The sequence below is a fragment of the Sporomusa sphaeroides DSM 2875 genome (genome assembly GCF_001941975.2).
Taxonomy (GTDB): domain Bacteria; phylum Bacillota; class Negativicutes; order Sporomusales; family Sporomusaceae; genus Sporomusa; species Sporomusa sphaeroides.
Window position 1 is genome coordinate 2,572,501 of sequence record NZ_CP146991.1, and the last position, 17,056, is coordinate 2,589,556.

General features: G+C 45.9%; 15 protein-coding genes. 7 read left to right on the plus strand and 8 right to left on the minus strand.

Annotated elements, in window-relative coordinates; translation table 11 throughout:
- Nucleotides 1-419: 419 nt before the first annotated feature.
- Nucleotides 420-1,379 carry a TIGR01212 family radical SAM protein gene (locus SPSPH_RS12205; protein ID WP_075756902.1) on the minus strand — a complete coding sequence of 320 codons (960 nt, stop codon included), beginning with the start codon at nucleotides 1,377-1,379 and terminating at the stop codon, nucleotides 420-422.
- Nucleotides 1,360-3,141 (minus strand): B12-binding domain-containing radical SAM protein, encoded by a 1,782-nt coding sequence (locus SPSPH_RS12210; RefSeq protein WP_233139129.1) that lies wholly within the window; start codon nucleotides 3,139-3,141, stop codon nucleotides 1,360-1,362. The genes SPSPH_RS12205 and SPSPH_RS12210 overlap by 20 nt, the downstream gene beginning before the upstream one ends.
- A gap of 207 nt (nucleotides 3,142-3,348) precedes the next feature.
- On the opposite strand from SPSPH_RS12210, the gene SPSPH_RS12215 reads away from it, so the two are divergent.
- From SPSPH_RS12215 to ligD (SPSPH_RS12240), 6 genes are all read left to right on the plus strand, one after another.
- Complete coding sequence (locus SPSPH_RS12215) at nucleotides 3,349-4,131, plus strand: N-acetylmuramoyl-L-alanine amidase family protein (RefSeq protein ID WP_075756901.1); 783 nt, start codon at nucleotides 3,349-3,351, stop codon at nucleotides 4,129-4,131.
- Nucleotides 4,132-4,306: 175 nt separating this feature from the next.
- The gene (gene pepF, locus SPSPH_RS12220; RefSeq protein ID WP_075756900.1) at nucleotides 4,307-6,118 is read left to right on the plus strand and encodes an oligoendopeptidase F; all 1,812 of its coding nucleotides are present in this window, start codon (nucleotides 4,307-4,309) and stop codon (nucleotides 6,116-6,118) included.
- Nucleotides 6,119-6,249: 131 nt separating this feature from the next.
- Nucleotides 6,250-6,546 carry a zinc-ribbon domain containing protein gene (locus tag SPSPH_RS12225; RefSeq protein ID WP_075756899.1) on the plus strand — a complete coding sequence of 99 codons (297 nt, stop codon included), beginning with the start codon at nucleotides 6,250-6,252 and terminating at the stop codon, nucleotides 6,544-6,546.
- A 217-nt stretch (nucleotides 6,547-6,763) separates the two neighbouring features.
- Complete coding sequence (ligD, locus tag SPSPH_RS12230; RefSeq protein ID WP_075756897.1) at nucleotides 6,764-7,750, plus strand: non-homologous end-joining DNA ligase; 987 nt, start codon at nucleotides 6,764-6,766, stop codon at nucleotides 7,748-7,750.
- A gap of 17 nt (nucleotides 7,751-7,767) precedes the next feature.
- Complete coding sequence (locus SPSPH_RS12235) at nucleotides 7,768-8,631, plus strand: Ku protein (RefSeq protein ID WP_075756896.1); 864 nt, start codon at nucleotides 7,768-7,770, stop codon at nucleotides 8,629-8,631.
- On the plus strand, nucleotides 8,621-9,544 hold the full coding sequence (gene ligD, locus SPSPH_RS12240) for a non-homologous end-joining DNA ligase (protein WP_075756895.1): 924 nt from the start codon (nucleotides 8,621-8,623) through the stop codon (nucleotides 9,542-9,544). The genes SPSPH_RS12235 and ligD (SPSPH_RS12240) overlap by 11 nt, the downstream gene beginning before the upstream one ends.
- 51 nt (nucleotides 9,545-9,595) lie before the next feature.
- Here ligD (SPSPH_RS12240) and pckA read toward each other — a convergent pair whose 3' ends face one another.
- The 6 genes from pckA to SPSPH_RS12270 all read right to left on the minus strand — a co-directional run bounded on the left by pckA (nucleotide 9,596) and on the right by SPSPH_RS12270 (nucleotide 15,641).
- Nucleotides 9,596-11,131 carry a phosphoenolpyruvate carboxykinase (ATP) gene (gene pckA / locus SPSPH_RS12245; protein ID WP_075756894.1) on the minus strand — a complete coding sequence of 512 codons (1,536 nt, stop codon included), beginning with the start codon at nucleotides 11,129-11,131 and terminating at the stop codon, nucleotides 9,596-9,598.
- Nucleotides 11,132-11,390: 259 nt separating this feature from the next.
- Nucleotides 11,391-12,893: a threonine synthase gene (gene thrC, locus SPSPH_RS12250; protein ID WP_075756893.1), complete on the minus strand. Its 1,503-nt coding sequence runs from the start codon at nucleotides 12,891-12,893 to the stop codon at nucleotides 11,391-11,393.
- 53 nt (nucleotides 12,894-12,946) lie between these two features.
- Entirely contained in the window at nucleotides 12,947-13,609 is a 663-nt protein-coding gene (locus SPSPH_RS12255) for a B3/B4 domain-containing protein (RefSeq protein ID WP_075756892.1), read from the minus strand.
- Between the two features lie 34 nt (nucleotides 13,610-13,643).
- Nucleotides 13,644-14,117, minus strand: a complete 474-nt coding sequence (gene ybaK / locus SPSPH_RS12260; protein ID WP_075756891.1) for a Cys-tRNA(Pro) deacylase — start codon at nucleotides 14,115-14,117, stop codon at nucleotides 13,644-13,646.
- Nucleotides 14,118-14,176: 59 nt separating this feature from the next.
- Complete coding sequence (locus tag SPSPH_RS12265) at nucleotides 14,177-15,247, minus strand: DUF362 domain-containing protein (protein WP_075756890.1); 1,071 nt, start codon at nucleotides 15,245-15,247, stop codon at nucleotides 14,177-14,179.
- A gap of 136 nt (nucleotides 15,248-15,383) precedes the next feature.
- Nucleotides 15,384-15,641: a hypothetical protein gene (locus SPSPH_RS12270; protein WP_075756889.1), complete on the minus strand. Its 258-nt coding sequence runs from the start codon at nucleotides 15,639-15,641 to the stop codon at nucleotides 15,384-15,386.
- 166 nt (nucleotides 15,642-15,807) lie between these two features.
- On the opposite strand from SPSPH_RS12270, the gene SPSPH_RS12275 reads away from it, so the two are divergent.
- Nucleotides 15,808-16,884, plus strand: coding sequence for an HD-GYP domain-containing protein (locus tag SPSPH_RS12275; RefSeq protein ID WP_075756888.1), 1,077 nt, complete (start codon nucleotides 15,808-15,810; stop codon nucleotides 16,882-16,884).
- Nucleotides 16,885-17,056: the final 172 nt, after the last annotated feature.

Below are 17,056 nucleotides of genomic sequence, written 5' to 3' on the forward strand. Positions count from 1 at the left end.
CTTTAGACTTGGCAGACTATTAGGTTGCAATATCGAAGAAGAATCCGGAAAGCCATGCTTTCTGCCAGGCAAAAAAAGAAACATCGTATAAACGATGTTTAGCAATAGCATTTAATATATTCGTTTGTTAAGTTATCCAGTTTTTGATACATTTCATTAATTGTACCTGCAGTGAAGTTAAGTTCTTTCAGATCATTACTTTGAAGCAGAGACGAAAGTTTATCTATCTGCTCTAACAATTGAAGCTTTTTCATTATTACTACTACACTCTCCCTTAATTTTTAAATGCAGTATAATATTAACAACTCTAGTTATCTTTGTAAATAGCTTTATTAAAACACAGAAGAGTAAGTTTTCTCAGAATTATGTTTACAATTTTTAGGGTTGAAGTATTAGAGACTATATATGTGCGCTTTAGATCATCTGACAAACTTTTTTACTGCCGAACCGTTTAAATAGCTGCATTTTTTGCCTTGCCACGTATCTCGCTCCACCAATTGACCTTCGATCGCTTCCCGTATCTTCCACCAGCCTGTCTGCCAGTTGGTAAATAATGTGTTGGTCTCAGGCGCACGGCCAATTAGACGTTGAATAACAATATCGGGGTGAAGATATTCCAGAAAGGTGACCACCCTCTCCACATATTCTTCTTTACTAATGAGCGTAATCTCACCTTTCTGATACCAGTCGGCCATTACTGTATTCTTTACAATATAAAGAGCATGCAGTTTGACCTGATCAACTTCCAGTGCCGAAACGATTTTCGCACTTTCTATCACATCTGTCATGCCATCCCAGGGAAGGTTTACGATAAGATGTGTACATACATCCATCGACCAGTGTTTAATTCTCCGGGTGGCATCAATAAATTCTGCCAGCGTGTGGCCACGGTTAATCTTCTCTAAGGTATGATAGTTGACCGTCTGCAGCCCCAGTTCAATACATATATCAACACCATATTCGTCTTTTATAGCAGCCAGCATCTCCAGATAATTATCATTAATACAATCAGGTCTGGTGGCTAACGCGATGGCCACAATATCTTCCTTGCAGGCTTCGATGACATGATGTTTTAACTGTTCAACAGGCAAATAGGTGTTGCTGAAATTTTGAAAGTAAGGAATAAATTTCTTAGCTTTATATTTGGGTGCAATATGCGCCTTGTTGGCTGCTAACTGATCACTAACAGTCAACGAAGCCGGCAAATTTTCATAGCCTGCGCCAATTTCGCCGCAAAACACACAGCCATTATGGCCGCATTGACCGTCCCGGTTAGGGCAGGTTACCGGCAAGCTAACCGGTAGTTTGTATACCTTCTCGCCATACCGCTCACGCAGGTGTTCGGAATAGGCGTTGTATCTAACTCCAGAAGTCGTCATAATTAATCACCTGATAAGATGGTTTCGCATTCTGATAAGAGAACAGCACCGCTGTTTCCCGCCAGGTCAAGTCTTCATTCCCCCGTAAATAAGCAGGAATATCCACAGTAAATACTTCAATATGGTATTGCTTTTTAATATCCCGCCATGTCGTAAACTCATAATCTGGTAAATAGCGGCGGACACATTCGGTATCGCGCCAAAAGGCGGTCTTAGCCTCCGCCCATTTATCAGCCGCTGCCTGATTTATCTGGTTCCAAGGTAAAAATTCCGGACGGACTGTCCCCTGTTCCTGCATTAGCGCGTCAAATTTCAAAAACTCACGGTATTCATGCTGCACCTGCGGATAAACCTCTGCACAAAAATCAGCCATGTGCTTATATATAGTCTTGGCACTGTGCGCAACAAGATGATACCCCTGCTGTTCCCACCGACAAGCTAATCTATCGTAAAAATCGAAAGCCCCTTTGCCGCTAAGTGCAATAAGCCAGGGCAGACTATACCGGAAACGTCCGGTATTGTACACCTGTTCAAAGACTTCTTCTAAAATCTTAAGTTTTCTGATCTGGCTATAATCCAGATATTTGTTTGCCAATACTTCGTAGGGTGCTCTATCCATGTAAACATACCCATGGTCGACCGCAGTACGCCTAATACCAGAACCCTTAAGCAATTTAAGAAAGCCGATCTGCAGCATTGCCGGCTGCAGTTGGTAAACATCATTGAAGGATTTGGCAAATTCGCTTATAGTCTCATGCGGCAGCCCGACAATTAAGTCAAGATGCAGATGAATATTGCCATAGTCTCTGACCTGACTGACATTGTCAACAATCTGTGACCAGTTGTTATGTCGCTTTATTACCGCCAACGTCTGTTCATTGGTTGATTGAATGCCGATTTCAAACTGGAACCTGCCGGGTGGAATATCGCGCAAAAACTCCAATACCTCTTGGTCCCAAATATCGGCTGCAATCTCAAAATGAAAATTAGTCCGGCAAGTTTGTGCTGCCAGAAACTTCATTATTGGAAAATAATGCTCTTTGCGGGCATTAAATGTGCGATCAACAAACTTAACCTGTTTAACATCATGCTCAATAAAAAAGGAAAGGTCACTGATTATCCGCTCCTGACTCAAAAATCGCACCCCGGAAGTGGCGCTTGACAGGCAATATTGACAAGAAAACGGACAGCCGCGTGAACTTTCATAGTACAGAATTTTATCTTTTAGCAGCACCATATCTTCATGATGATAGGGAAAAGGAATGTCATCAAGATTGCCGACTACCTGTGGCTGACAGTTGGCTGCCATCAGAGTGCTCCGGCAAGCCACCCCGGGAATATTCTGAGCAGGCTCACCTTGAGCCAGCGCTTTTAACAAAGCAGTCAGCGTTTGTTCGCCTTCACCAAGAACAATGTAGTCAATGGCCTCATTGCTGTGCAAAATATCTTCCGGTTGATAAGTGACCTCCGGACCACCCAGCACAATAACAGCATTAGGCTGTACTTTTTTAATTAAATTTGCCAACTCCAAACTGGCCTCAATATTCCAAATATAACAAGCCAGGCCAATAATATCAGCCTGACAAGCGTACATATCGCTCAGCACTGTGAGCAACCCATTATTTACGGTATATTCACGAACAGTTATATCCTGTCCGGACTGCTTACAAAAAGCAGTCAAATATCTCAGTGCTAAAGATGAATGGATGTATTTTGCATTTAATGTTGATAACAAAACCTTCATGGCATTTCTCCGTTCCATAATCTCCCTGCAAGTATAGTAGTTTCCCTGCTCCTTGTCAAATCCCTGTCTGGGCCAAGACACCACCAAAACCGGCTTTGCATAAGATAGAATAAGGATGTTCTTCGCTACCGCTCAGAACTAAGCGATTCACTATATTATCGCTTCGTCTCCGGACTCGCAACAATATGGTTCCTGCTTAAAGGTAAACGTGAGGATGGTGAAACTATGCGAATAATGATTGATGGGCGCTATTTGCCTGGCAACGCCCGTGTCAACCGTGATTTATTAATAACCCTGCGTAATATGGCCCAAATGCTCAAATGGGGAATTCGTTATGATGCGCAACGCGAATTGGTTCTTATCAATTCCAAAGACTCCTCTATGCCGCCTCTGCCACTTGACAATCCGGCCGATGAAAGAACGGAAGATGAGAACGCCCGCCTTGCCGGTAAGGTAATTTGCCTTGATCCCGGTCACGGCGGCAGCGATCCCGGGGCTGTAGGCCCAACAGGTACCCGGGAAAAAGACAATACCCTGGCTATCGCCTTACTGCTTAAAGAAAAACTGGAAAAAAACGGCGCTACCATCGTCATGACAAGAGATACTGATACCGATGTAACCTACACTGACGCAACATCCAAGGAGGAACTGGGGGCAAGAGTTGAAGCTGCCCGGCAGGCAGAAGCCGATATGTTTGTTAGTATCCATAATGACTCCTTTACCAGCACTACCGCCGCAGGCACTACCACTTTCCATTACGGTGGCAAGGATTCGATAAAACTGGCCAATCTGGTGCAACGCAGTTTAGTTGAAAATCTCGGTACGAAAAACCGTGGCGCACGTTTTGCCAGCTTCTACGTCTTGCGTTACACAAACATGCCGTCAATCCTTGTGGAGGTAGCTTTTATTTCCAATCCGGTTGAAGAAATGTTGTTATCCAGCGTGGATGGGCGCGAAAATGCCGCCGAGAGTATCTGTGACGGTATTTTAAAATACTATAAAGTATAACACAGATGAAAAAAATAAAGAAAACACGGCTTGCGCCGAGCCTTTGGCGAAGGCGGAAGCCGATGGGGACAAAAAATATTTCGTTGAGAGCATGCTAAACCAGGAAATGCCACATAATAGCCCTAATATATATATATTATACGTTACCGAATATGAATCGAGAGGAAGTGCTCTTATGCCGCAAACGTCCACATCACTGCCATCCCGTGAACAGATACAGGCTGAGTATAAGTGGCAGGTAGAAAATATCTATGCCAATGAACAGCTTTGGCAAGCCGATTTTGATAAGGTTAAAAACGCCCTGCCCGGCATTACCGAATATAAAGGAACTCTATCCCAAACACCGGCAAAGCTTGCAGCCTGCCTAAAGCTGCGGGATGAAATCAATATTCTGGCCGGCAAATTGTTCGCTTATGCCCGTTTACACCGGGATGAAAACTCAGCCAATGCCAAATACCAGGCCCTTGTCGGCAAAACTGAAGGGCTTCTGGCAGAAACAAGTGCCGCCACTGCTTTTATCGAACCCGAAATTCTTGCGATATCTGATGACATGCTAGCTGCTTTCCGGCGTGAGCAATCACTGGCTGAATACAGTTTTTATTTTGACAACCTGATTCGTCAAAAGCAGCATGTCTTATCCCCTGCCGAAGAAGAAATTTTATCCCGGTCAGCCGAAGCCACTCAGGCTTCAGAAAATATTTTTAATATGCTGGCCCATGCTGATATGAAATTTCCGGACATTACCGGGGAAGACGGACAAAAAATAACACTTAGCGAAGGGCGTTACCGTTCACTGATCATGTCGGCTGACCGGCGCGTTCGCCAGGAAGCCTTTAGCGGCCTGTTCGGTTCTTATAATACCTTCCGTAATACGTTTGCCGCTACATTGGCAGGGAATGTTAAGAAAAACATCTTTTATTCCCGTACCCGCAAGTATAATTCGACCCTGGAGTCCGCCTTATCGGAAAGCAATATTCCGGTGAATGTCTATGACAACCTGCTGGCTACAGTCAATAACAATTTGGCGCCACTGCACCGCTATATTGCACTCAAGAAAAAAGCTTTGCAACTTGACGAAATCCATATGTATGACCTGTATACGCCTTTAGCACAAGCAGTAAAATTCAACATCCCTTATGCCGAAGGATTAAAACTGGTACGCGAAGGCCTCGCACCACTCGGTACTGAGTATGCCGATATCCTCAACAAAGGTTTAACCTCCGGCTGGATTGATGTTTATGAAAATAAAGGCAAACAAACCGGAGCTTACTGCTGGGGTGTCTATGGGGTCCACCCCTTTGTCCTCTTAAACTATAACGACCGTCTGGAAGATGTCAGCACCCTGGCACATGAAATGGGGCACGCCATTCACAGCTATTACAGCCAGGCCGCTCAGCCTTATGCCACCTCCCAATATACCATCTTTACAGCAGAAGTGGCTTCTACCACCAACGAAATCCTGTTAAATGATTTCCTCTTAAAAGCAACAACCGACAAACAAAAGAAACTCTATTTAATTAATCAATACCTTGAAATGGTACGGGCTACCGTTTATCGTCAAACCATGTTTGCCGAATTTGAGAAAAGCATCTATGATAAAGCCGAAGAGGGTGAAACACTTACAGCCGATTTACTTGATGCACTGTGGCATACGCTTAACACCAAGTACTATGGTCCCGGCATGGTAGTGGATAGTGAAATAGATGTTGAATGGGCCAGAATCCCTCATTTCTACTGGAATTTCTATGTGTACCAATATGTCACCGGCTATGCTGCGGCCACTACGTTGGCGGAAAAGATGGCTAACGGTGGTACTGGCGACAAGCAGCGCTATATTGAATTTCTTAAGAGCGGCGGCTCCGATTATCCGCTCAGCATCCTGAAACAAGCAGGAGTCGATATGTCAACTCCGCAACCGGTTGAGCTCACACTTAACAAGTTCTCAACTATGCTGGATGAACTGGAAAAATTAATATCCAAGTCTTGACAATTATATACCTACAGGTTATATTGATGGTATGACAAAACATAATTGCTCTCGATGGCTAGCAACTTTATGTCTTGACCAACCGACCAGCAATTGTTTGCGTCAAACACATTAACGGAGGTTGGTTAAACATGGATTTCCAAGACAAAGACCTTTCCTGTAAAGAATGCGGTACTGCTTTTTGTTTCACCGCATCAGAACAAGCCTTTTACGCTGAGAAAGGTTTCCAAAATGATCCTTCCCGCTGCCCGGATTGCCGTGCAGCCAGAAAACGTCAAAACGGCGGCCGCATGGGTGGCAACGCCCGTCCGCAACGCGAAATGTTTGACGCTACCTGCAGCGCCTGTGGCATTGAAACCCAGGTTCCTTTCCGTCCTACCGCCGGAAAACCTGTATATTGCCGCGAGTGCTTCCAATCCAACAGATAATTAATTATTGCTTATGTAACAGGCCGGATACACCCGGCCTGTTTTTTGTTTGCCGGCACAAGACCCGGCGCGGGCGGCCGTCATACAACACCGCGCCGCCGGCGCTTAACCTCCGCTTATGCATAACGGCCGCCCTCGCCTCAGCAAAATTGACGGTTGTAATATATTTACCTTCCTCTGTAAAAACTAACAGCAAATCAGCGTTCACGAGGACATCATGCCGATAATCAAACCCATGCTGGCTAAAGCCGGTCCATTGCCTGCAAACCAAGCCGAATACGGCTTTGAAATCAAATGGGACGGCATCAGAAGCATCTGCTATCTGGAAGAAAAGCAATGCAAGCTAATGAGCCGCAATCTCAAAGATATAACAAGTCAATATCCCGAACTTGCTGCATTGAGTAAAGCCGTAGACAGCAGGTACCGGGAATTAATTCTTGACGGTGAAATTGTCGCCTTCGACCCTGCGGGACTCCCTTCCTTTTCACGGTTACAGCATCGTATGGGATTATCAGATGACAGGATGATTGCTGAAATGATGGAAAATCTTCCTGTTTACTATATAATATTTGACATCTTATCAATTGACAATAATCTGCTGTTAGCAAAACCATATACCGAAAGAAGAAATATTCTCGCCAGCCTTGCTCTTGATGGTCCTTACTGGCAAACTCCCGGCTATCATATCGGCGAAGGAGAAAGTGTTTTAACAGCCAGCCGCAAGCTGGGACTGGAAGGCATTGTTGCCAAACGCCTTGATAGTCCGTATCATCCCGGTCAACGTACCGGTACCTGGCTCAAGATCAAAAATCACCGCCGTCAGGAATTAATCATTGGCGGCTGGGTACCGGGGCAGGGAAATCGCCACGGCAAAATCGGCGCTCTGCTTACCGGCTGTTATGATATGATTCCGGCGGAGGCTGAAGCCCGTAATGTATCCCAGCAGCTCCTTTATACCGGTAAAGCAGGCACCGGCTTTACCCAGGCGTCGCTTCTGGCAATAGCAAAAATGCTAAAGCCGCTGCGCCGTGAAACCAATCCTTTTTCTCAGGAACTGCCAATTAAAAATGCCCGTTTTGTCGAACCCCTATTGGTCGGAGAATTTGAGTTTACCGAATGGACTCCCAACCATACTCTCAGACACCCCTCCTTTAAAGGGTTACGAAATGATAAAGACCCGCGTCAGGTAATTCGCGAAGACTAATTACGGAGGTGATGCTTATGCCCCGCCCTATGTGGACTGGCGCAATCAGTTTTGGGCTCGTTAATATCCCTGTCAAATTGTATAGCGCTGTAAAAAAGAAATCCATTCACTTCAATCAATTACGCCAATCTGACGGCTGCCGTATTCGGCTAAAAAAGGTCTGCCCGTCTGACGGCGCTGAAGTACCTGCTGCAAACATCGTCAAAGGCTACGAAATCGCCCCTGATAAGTATGTGGTTGTCACCAGCGAAGAGCTGCAAGCCATCCAGCCAAAAAATGCCCGCACCATTGCTATTGAAGATTTTGTCAAACTTAACGAAATCGACCCGCTATACTATGACAGCTGCTATTACCTCGCGCCCGATAAGGGAGCAGACAAAGCCTACTCTTTACTGCTGACCTCCATGCAGCACACAGGCAAAGTAGCGATTGCGAGGGTAGTCATGCGCAATAAGGAGTATCTCACCGCTATCCGCCCTGCCGGTAAAGCTTTGGCATTATCCACCATGCACTTTGCCGATGAGGTAATCTCCACCGACCAACTGGAAGACCTGCCCACAGATGTGCCTGAACCGAACAAAAAGGAATTGGACATGGCGGAACAATTGATCGAGTCACTGTCAACCCGGTTTGAACCGGAAAAATATCACGACCAGTACCATCAGCAGGTTCTCGACATGCTGGAGAAAAAAGCCGAAGGGCAAATAGTAAGCAACCAGCCTGAAGTAAAAGAAGGCGGCAAAGTCATTGACCTCATGGCTGCTCTTGAGGCCAGCATCTCGGCCATAAAAGGCCAAACCGGTACAAATAAGGAAACCACTCCGGGTAAATCCCGAAAATCACCGTCCGCAACCGGGAGGAAAAAAGCCAGTGCCCAGTGACAATAAGCCTAAAACCGGCATTGAGGTGGCCGGACGCAAATTGAAGGTCGGCAATCTTGATAAAATATTTTATCAGGCGACAGGTTTCACCAAAGGCCAAATGCTTGACTATTATATTCGCATTGCCCCCCTGCTCCTGCCGCATCTTACCAACCGGCCGCTGACCATGAAACGCTATCCCCATGGGGCACAAGGTAAGTTTTTCTACCAGAAGGAATGCCCCTCCCCGCGTCCCGGCTGGATCAAAACCATACCGGTATGGAGCGGCAGCAATAACCGGCACGTCAATTTTTGCAATGCCGCTGATTTACCCACCTTAGTGTGGGCTGCCAATCTGGCAGCACTGGAGCTGCATACGTCACTATCCCTGGCACCGGCGATACATCAGCCTTCGCTGCTGGTATTCGATCTTGATCCCGGTCCGCCTGCCACCATTTTCGACTGCGCCCAAATCGGCCTGCTGTTAAAGGATTATTTTGATAAGCACCAACTACAGAGTTTTCCCAAAACTTCCGGCTCCAAAGGCCTGCAGGTATATGTGCCGCTAAATACTCCGGTTAACTATGACAGCACTAAAAAGTTTGCCCGGATACTTGCCACCCGCTTTCAGGAAAAGTATCCTGACAAGGTGGTCGCAAACATGAAGAAACAATTGCGCACAGGTAAAGTCTTTATTGATTGGAGCCAAAACGACGAACATAAAACAACCGTCTGTGTCTACTCACTCCGGGCTAAAGACCGCCCCTCTGTTTCTACGCCGGTAACCTGGCAGGAAGTTGCCGGTGCCGTAGAACATAAAAATCCGGATTTGTTAACCTTTGAAGCAGAGCAAGTACTGGAAAGAGCCAGTCTGCTGGGGGATTTATTCTCGCCAGTGCTCACCCTAAAGCAAAAGCTGCCGGCCATACAGTAGCAAAAAAAGTTTGCCGTTCATTGTAAAACGGCAAACTTTTTGGTTTACTTATTAAGCTTTAGGCCCGGCAGCAATAATTTCCGGTGGCATAGCTTGTTTAAAACTAGTAAAGTTTTGGACAAATAAACGGGCTAACTCCTGTGCCTTGCAGTCGTATGCCGCCTTATCAGACCATGTATTGCGCGGCATAAGGATTTCAGCCGGCACACCCGGGCAGCTTTCCGGAACATAAACAGTGAATATCTCATCAAGTTTATAGGGGACATGGTCCAGCCGGCCTTCAAGGGCTGCCGTTACCATGGCCCGGGTGTAAGAAAGCTTCATCCGCTGGCCTACACCATAGGGGCCGCCTGACCAACCTGTATTAATTAGGAATACGGCAGTGTTATGCCGCTTAAGTTTTTCCCCTAAGAGTTCGGCATACCTAAGCGGAGACAGCGGTAAAAACGGCGCGCCGAAGCAAGCGGAAAAAGTAGCCTGGGGTTCAGTAATACCGCGTTCCGTACCTGCCAGTTTACTGGTATAGCCGGATAAGAAATGATACATAGCTTGTTCGGTACTCAGCTTGGCAATAGGAGGCAGTACGCCGAAAGCGTCAGCCGTTAAAAATATAATGGTTTTGGGGTGACCGCCTACCCCGGGTATCAGGGCATTGGGTATATACTCCACAGGATACGCAACTCGCGTGTTTTCCGTAATAGAACCGTCGGCAAAATCCGGCACCCGGGTCGCTGGATCAATAACTACGTTTTCCAGTACAGAACCAAACCGGATGGCATCCCAAATCTGCGGCTCGGTCTCATACTTAAGGCCAATGCACTTGGCATAACAACCGCCTTCAATATTAAAAATCCCGGTATCACTCCAGCCATGCTCGTCATCGCCAATCAGATTGCGGTCCGGATCGGCTGACAGCGTCGTCTTGCCTGTGCCGCTCAGGCCAAAAAACAGCGCCGTATCTCCATTTTTTCCGGCATTGGCCGAACAATGCATGGATAAAATGTCCCGCTCAGGCAAGATATAATTCATAACGGTAAATATCGACTTTTTCATTTCGCCGGCATAGTGAGTACCGCCGATAAGCACCAGGCGTTGTTCCAAATTGAGAATAATAAAGGCTTCTGAACGAGTGCCGTCAATGGCCGGGTCGGCTGTGAAACCGGGAAGGCAAATGACTTTATAATCAGGGATAAGCTCCGGTCCTTGCAGTTCGGGACGGATAAAAAGCTGCTGTACAAATAAATTCTGCCAGGCAAATTCATTAATAAACTGAACAGTGATCCGATTCTCAGGGTCAGCCCCGGCAAAACCGGTGAAAATAAACAGTTCCCGGTTTTGCATATAGGCAAGCATCCGGTTATAAACTTGCGTAAATTTTTCCGGTGAAAAGGACTTATTGTTGTTCCAGGCAATCTTACTATGAATAGCAGGTGAATCAACTACAAATTTGTCATTAGGCGAACGTCCGGTATACGTACCTGTCGTAACTCGCAGGGCACCACTGGCAGTCAATTCTCCCTCGCCGAGTTTAATAGCTGTTTCGACTAGCTGCACCGGACTCAGATTGTAATATACCTTCCCGCACATGCTGATATCCCCCTTCTAAATCAAGCCTTATTTGCTACGTTATCCTTATATTGTAACACAAATTATTATATCAAAAGTATATTGTATACAAAAGTACTATTTCACTAAAAAATGTATATCTTTTTGATATAGTATTTACTAATTACGTTAATAGTATATAATACATAGAAAAAACAACTACCGGTTCCCGGCTTGCTTTATATTACTGTAGGCAGCAGTACAAATAAGCTGGTAGTCTGGCAGTTGTAAGGTGGCAGGTTTATTCTGTTATATGTAATGTCGCTTTTACTACGTCAGGCATAGCATGCTTGCCGCACACGGCCGTATGCCGGACAGGTTTGGATTCCAGTTCGGCCAGCGCCGGTGGTATTGGCAGGCCGGTCAGCTCAGACAATTGGTTTAGGGCCGCAAATTCTGATTTGGCTTTTACGCCGTCGTTTTCAGTGAGGGCTGCAAGCACCGTCTCGTTGAATTTAAACGGACTGGCGGTCGAAACAATAACCTGCGGCGTGGTATCGCCAGACTTGCGGCGATAGTCTTCGGCAACCTTCCAGGCTACTGCGGTATGAGGATCAAGCGAATAACCGTAGTCTTTGTGTATCCGGCCAATTGTAGCTGCCGTTTCAGCATCATCTACCCAGCCTGAAGGAAAAATCGCTTGGATAGCCTGTAATTGTTCGGGACTGACACGGTATTCACCCTTAGTGCTAAGCTCATGCATCCAATGAGCGACTTGTGCCGGATCATTATTGCCCATGTGGTACAGCAGGCGTTCCAGATTGCTTGAAATAAGAATATCCATCGAGGGCGAATGTGTTTTGTAAAACTGGCGGTTACGGTTATAAACACCGGTTGTGAGGAAATCAGTCAATACATTATTACTGTTTGATGCGCAAATCAGTTTATTAACAGGCAACCCCATACATTTTGCATAATACCCGGCAAGAATATTGCCAAAGTTGCCTGTCGGGACAACAAAGTTGACCGGACTGCCAAGAGTAAGGTGCTTGCCTTGCACCAAGTCGGCATAAGCACTAAAATAATACACAATTTGCGGTACAAGCCTGCCCCAGTTGATGGAGTTTGCCGACGACAGCTTAAAACCGCGCTGGGCAAGCGTTGAATTAAAAGCACTATCATTAAAAATATGCTTAACCCCGGTCTGGGCATCGTCAAAATTGCCTTTTACCGCAAATACGGTAAGGTTGGACCCTTCCTGAGTAATCATTTGCAACCGTTGAATCTGGCTCACGCCATCCTCCGGGTAAAACACCATAACGCGTGTCTGCTCAACATCCTTGAAGCCTTCAAGAGCAGCCTTGCCGGTATCACCGGAAGTCGCAACCAAAATAACAAGCTCAGCCTGTTCATCAATCTTGTTGAGTGCACAAGACAGCAGCCTGGGTAAAAGCTGCAACGCCATATCTTTAAAAGCGCTTGTCGGTCCATGCCATAACTCTAAGGCAAACATGTCATCAGTTACCCTGGTTACAGGGGCTACGGCGGGACTGGTAAACTTAGCGCCGCCATAGGCACCGGCTATACAGCTGTTTAGTTCCGCCTGGGTATAATCAGGTAAAAATAATGCCAGAATCGCCGCCGCCCGTTCCTGATAACTGAGCGGAAGTAAGCCGGTTAAAGCCGCCTTGTCGACTGACGGAATGGCTTCCGGAACAAACAGGCCTCCGTCCGGAGCTATTCCCTGGGCGATAGCCGCCGCTGCCGTCAGCTTGTCGGCGGAACCACGTGTGCTAACATACATATAAGGTTTCTCCTTCCAATAAGAAAAGAATGATACATTCAGTCAGTCGTTCGTTATATAATATATTTTCCTGTTACTTTACCACAATTATAACAAACAAACATATTGCCGGCAAAGTCAAGTATGCCGCTCAATTCAGCAGTGTTGACACTTTCATCGGCATAAATGACTGCCAAAATATTACGGGTTGTCAGCGTAACCGCCGTCCGCCGTGAATCAGATGTAGGATTGCCAAATACACCCTTATCGTCTGTCAAAAATGGTTTATTATCGGTTGACACCATGTTGCCGGCAATATTGATGTAGCTGCCTTCCTGTTCCCGCCGGTATACAACATTACCTGCTATTTGATCCAGATCATATAAGCCGAAAGGCAGTAAATATTTAATAGAGCAATAATTATTGACATCCACCGCACTATTTACATAGTACAAATCTTTTTTTTGTAATACCCGGCGTACCAACGCCTCCGAAGCCGGCCGGTAGCGGGACGGATCAAAATCAAGTTTTTTATACATGTTACGCACTGCCAAAACCCGGGGAAGCTTCGGCAAATCCTCCAGGTTATACACCTTGGCCACTTCTTGCTGTAATTGGGCAAACTCCTGACTTAAAGCCGGCGGCGTTCCCCGGACAATAACGTCGCTGATTGTCAAATACCCCAAGCGGCAATTGGGAATAACTTGACGGATATTTTCATGAATACTAATTTGCATGATAAAAAATTCCTCCCGGATTCAGATCATCAGTTCACTCGCCGCGGGCAATCAGGCATAAGCGGGCATTCACTGCCTTTACCAAGTCATCAGGAGCCAGGGTAATCTGGCAGCCCCGTATACCGGCACTAACAGCGATTACCGGCCATTTTGCTGCACTTTCATCCAAAAATACAGGATAGCGCTTTTTGGGTCCCAAGGGGGAAACGCCACCTCTAACATATCCGGTAAGTGGCTGCACCTCTTTTAGCGCCACCATTTCTACCTTCTTATTACCACTGGCCGCCGCTAAGGCTTTAAGATCCAGTTCAGCATCACCGGGGATACAGGCCATAAGAACACCGTTTTTGTCCCCTTTGGCTACCAGGGTTTTAAACACCTGATTATGCGGCATGTTCACTTTGTCGGCAACATGCCCGGCACTTAAATCATGTTCATCAACCGCATATTCATGCAGTTCATAGGCAATTTTCAAGCCATCTAATATTCTGGCGGCATTTGTTTTCATCGGTTATCGGTATCCTCCACAGGTACAATTACAGCAGTCATAAAGCAAGTCTGTCTTGCTTAAATCGTAATCAGCTGGTATTCTAATGAGCCCATGCCAATTTTAGCGGCATGATTAATCTGAATCATGGCATCATGGTGGGCATAAGATAACTCTGCCAGCGTTTGTCCATGAGCCCTAGCGGTCAGATCAAGTGTAGCCTTATCAATGGCCACCGGATCATTTGACGCTAAAATACCAATATCGGGAATCAACTTATGCTGATTGGTATTGAAACAATCGCAATCCTTGGTCATATCAATAAGCACATTAAAATAGAAACATTTGCCCGGTTTGCCGATAACACACCCATAAGCATGTTCAGCCATACTCCGCTGCATATAGCCCGACTCAGCATTCCAGTCGTATTTTACGGCATCAAACCGGCAAACAGCCAAACATTCCCCACATCCTATGCATTTTTCGGCAATAATGAAAGCTTTGCCCTCTTGTTCAATTATCGCATCCTGAGGACACCACTTAATACACTTTTGGCAGTATTGACAGGACTTATTATTCACTTCCGGCAACATGGCCGAATGCTGACGCATCTTTCCCATGCGGCTGGCAAGCCCCATACCGATATTTTTAATACACGCCCCCAAACCGGCGGCAGGATGTCCGGTCGGATGGGAAACAACCAGCATGGAGTCTGCGCTTAGCACTTCCCTGGCCACTTTGACCGTTTTATGAAGTTCGCCGTTGATTTCCACTTCAGATTCGGTGTTACCGGCCAACCCGTCTGACATAATAAAGGGTGCACCGACATTTTCGATGCCAAAACCATGGCTGTGGGCATGCAAGATATGCTTTACGGCATTCTCACGTTCCCCTTTATATAAAGTGGACGTTTCCGTTAGGAAAGGCTGTCCACCTAGAACTTTAGCCTGCTCAACCAATTCCCTGATCACTGCCGGCTTAATATGGGTTGTATTTTTCTTTTCACCGACATGCACTTTTATTGCGACAAAATCATTAGGCCCAACCACTTGTGCGGCGCCGGAAGCTGCAAAAATTTTAGCCATAGCTTTAGCCTGTTCGGCAACAGGCAGCGCGTCAGTGACTGGAATAAAATAAACATTGGCCGCCAAATCGATTCCCTCCACGAGTTGTATTTTCTATAGTTTACACATTTTTTTCACAGTATAGTATTCTTTCCTCAATTTGTCAATCAAGTAAACACGTAGGATAAAGTAACACGGACGCGGTAACCGCGCCCGTATTTAGTTAATCCAGCAGCATGTATTTTACTTTTACTTCAGGTATCTGCTTCAGTTCCTGTTCCATCTGATTTACCGGTACATCCTCCCCGCATAACTGCAGCAGAATAATACCGCTGTTAGTACAGGCGTTGACGGCTGCATCGTGAAGGCCTAATCGTACCCGGATATAACAGCCGTATTTTGTAAGAACATCCTGAACTTTTACAGCCGTTTCCAGACGATTACCTTGAATAATGGCCATGATTGTAGCACAATTGGACATTACAAACACCTCCCGAATTATAATATATTTACTATTTTAACCGCAAACGACAAAATTCCTCCTTAATAATTAGCGGTAAACAGAAAAATTTAGAGGATTTTCCAAAATTGTGTGGAAAAATAGCCTTTAGCATATGTATGCCCATTTTTCATATTGCGAGGTGTCTATGAGCGAAGCAGTTGACGAAAATCGCAAGATCATTGAGCAATCTATTGAATTCCTCGTTCCCGGAATGGAATTGGCCCGGGATATCTACTCCAGTGACGGTAAAATATTGTTTAACCAAAACAACATCCTTAGCCAGCACAACATTCAAAAACTGGGGAATTGGAAAATTCCGAAGGTGTTTGTCTATTCTGAAGTGGCAACCGCCAACCCGATTACTGACCCTAAACTTCAAAAATTTATCAATACGTATAATCAATCAGTACCTGTGGTACAAAAGGCTTTTGAAGATATTCGCTCAAGCCAGGAAATCCCCCTTGATGCCCTTACTGCCGCCGCTACGGATATAGCGTCCGATATTGCCGGCGCCGGTAATGTGATCGACAGGCTGTATAACCTGCCTCCCTGCGATGATTACACTATGTATCACAGTGTCAATGTAAGTGCCATCTCAGCCCTTATCGCCATCTGGCTCAAGTATCCGCCGGAATCGGTTAACGCCATTTCACTTGCAGGCTTGCTGCATGATGTGGGTAAATCGCTTTTACCGCCCGAACTCTTACATATGCCCGGCAAACTATCACCTGACGATTATGAACACTATAGACAGCATGTTGCTTATGGCTATGACCTTGTAAGCAAAATTCCCAACATATCGCAAAGCATCACCGCTGCTGTTTTTCAGCATCACGAGCGCCGCGACGGCAGCGGATACCCCGGAGGCATTACCGACTATTACATCCATCCGTATGCCAAAATTGTAGCCGTCGCTGATTTATATGACGAAGGAATGACAATTAACCGGGAAAATCCCCAGGCTGAGTTAAGCCCATATGTTAGTCTGCAAACACTGCGCAACGAACTCCACCGGCTTGACCCCAAAATTTGTATTACTTTTCTGGATAATATGACCAACTTTTTGTCAGGCAACCGGGTATCCCTCACAGACAACCGTCAAGGCCGGGTGGTATTCATCAATAAAGAACAGCCGGCACGGTCAATGGTCCGGTTAGATGATGGAACTGTGCTGGATTTAAGAGAAGAAGAAAATATCAGCATTCACTATATAATTCGATGAAGAATATACGGCTTGCGCTTTTGCCTAAACCGCCTGTCAGGCGGTTTCTTTCTATTGTCCGCCTCTTCCCTTAGTATGACGCCCGCTTTTTTCATCATAATATCCCGCCGATATGATTACCCTAATAAATGCACTCTTATAATAAAATTCAGAAGGACAAGAACCCCCTGAC